The organism is Microcoleus sp. B4-C2 (assembly GCF_036705265.1).
Taxonomy (GTDB): Bacteria; Cyanobacteriota; Cyanobacteriia; order Cyanobacteriales; family Microcoleaceae; genus Microcoleus.
This window is the reverse complement of record NZ_JAUBUB010000151.1, coordinates 1-1384: the sequence shown is the minus strand read 5'-3', so window position 1 is coordinate 1384 and position 1384 is coordinate 1. Positions and strand designations below refer to the sequence as shown.

3 protein-coding genes are annotated in these 1384 nt (G+C 42.1%); 1 reads left to right on the top strand and 2 read right to left on the bottom strand.

Translation table 11 applies throughout. From position 1 onward, the window contains the following. Positions 1 to 163: 163 nt before the first annotated feature. The gene (locus tag QUB20_RS27210; RefSeq protein WP_333250727.1) at positions 164 to 406 is read right to left on the bottom strand and encodes a helix-turn-helix transcriptional regulator; all 243 of its coding nucleotides are present in this window, start codon (positions 404 to 406) and stop codon (positions 164 to 166) included. Positions 407 to 645: 239 nt separating this feature from the next. Here QUB20_RS27210 and QUB20_RS27205 point away from each other — a divergent pair, with 239 nt between their 5' ends. Beyond that, a complete protein-coding gene (locus QUB20_RS27205; RefSeq protein ID WP_333250725.1) occupies positions 646 to 930 on the top strand; it encodes a hypothetical protein in 285 nt (94 codons plus the stop codon). Positions 931 to 987: 57 nt separating this feature from the next. Here the strand turns inward: QUB20_RS27205 and QUB20_RS27200 are convergent, their stop codons facing one another. Beyond that, positions 988 to 1290 (bottom strand): hypothetical protein, encoded by a 303-nt coding sequence (locus tag QUB20_RS27200; RefSeq protein WP_333250724.1) that lies wholly within the window; start codon positions 1288 to 1290, stop codon positions 988 to 990. Between the last annotated feature and the right edge of the window lie 94 nt (positions 1291 to 1384).

Sequence of the window (1384 nt, the reverse complement as noted above, 5' to 3'; positions counted from 1 at the left end):
CACAATAAATTGATAGGTTGTGGAACAGGCATCTTGCCTGTTGCTTTGGGCGGGCTTTTCTGCCCACCCCACAATAAATTTGATATGTTGTGGAATAGGCATTTTTTCAAAACATTGCATGACTTCGTTTAAATAAAACGCCTCAATTATAATATTCCATTTTCTATCCATCAGCATCGCTAGGAAAACCAAATTGGTCTGGTAATTCAGCAGAGGTAATTTGCAGAATCTCTAGCAACTTCTTGTATTGAACAGGCGTTAGCTTCGGTACAGATCGCCCAGCTTCCCAGTTGCTTACCGTCGCTTCCGTAACGCCAAGTGCTTTTCCTAGATGTTTTTGAGTCATAAACCGCTTAACTCGGAGTTTCTTTAGTGGCGATCGCTCGAATTTTTTAAACATTTCCATAAGCTAATTGACCCTGACCGTAAATTGATTTACGCTGACCGTAAATTGATTTACGCTGACCGTAAATTGATTTACGCTGACCGTAAATTGATTTGCTCTAGGCAAATATAGAAACATCAGATAGTATTGTTTTAACAAATTGTGCTTTACGGGAATAGCGGTCTTTTCTTTGATTAGAAATTGTACGCGGTTTTACCGTTACAAAGCATCAAACCTATCCAAAATTATTGGTCAAAGCTATGTTGCAAGATTCATCATCGAACCAAACATCGCCCAATGTTTTAACCAACCAAACCTTTGAGGCCGATCGCGAAGCAGTCCGTCACGTCATCATCGGTTCGCCGCTGGGGGTACGGCGAACTATCCACCAACTGCACGCATTGCGCTACGAGGAAGCTGTTCGTTGGACTCATCCGTTAGCGCAGCCCTCGAAGAGGATCGCCATTCCCGACAATCGCATCATTATTACACCCGATCAGGGAGAAATCATGAGTCTGTTAGTCAAATTAATCCGCCTGCAATGAAGTCTAAATGTGCGATCGATGTTTCTAGAATTGAGTCAAAAGTGCGATCGGGATTATTCAGCCATCTCGTACCATCCAAACCAGCATTCCCAAAATTTCGTCCACCGGAGGCAAGGCATAGTCATTAAGATCGATCGATACAATTTTTTCCTCTAGTTTGAGAAATCGCAACTGCGTGCCGTTACTGACACTGCCATAAATAACTGAAATTGGTTTCCCCTTCGCTTCATTAAACTTCTGCATTGCCACCATTTCTGCAACGCACTGTCCAATTCCTGTCTTCAAATCGGCTTTTTTAGCCTCAACAACCGCCACTGCGGGTGCTTCAATCTCCAGCATTTCGGGAGAACGACTAATCAAATAATCACAAATCCCGTTTATACCAATTTAATATGAAGCTGCATAGAATAAAGCTTCAAGAATGAAAGTGTAAGAAGATAGTGAACTGATTTCT

Coding starts and splice junctions, on each gene's coding strand:
- QUB20_RS27205 (WP_333250725.1), top strand. CDS start 646: ATGTTGCAAGATTCATCATCGAACCAAACATCGCCCAATGTTTTAACC.
- QUB20_RS27210 (WP_333250727.1), bottom strand. CDS start 406: ATGGAAATGTTTAAAAAATTCGAGCGATCGCCACTAAAGAAACTCCGA.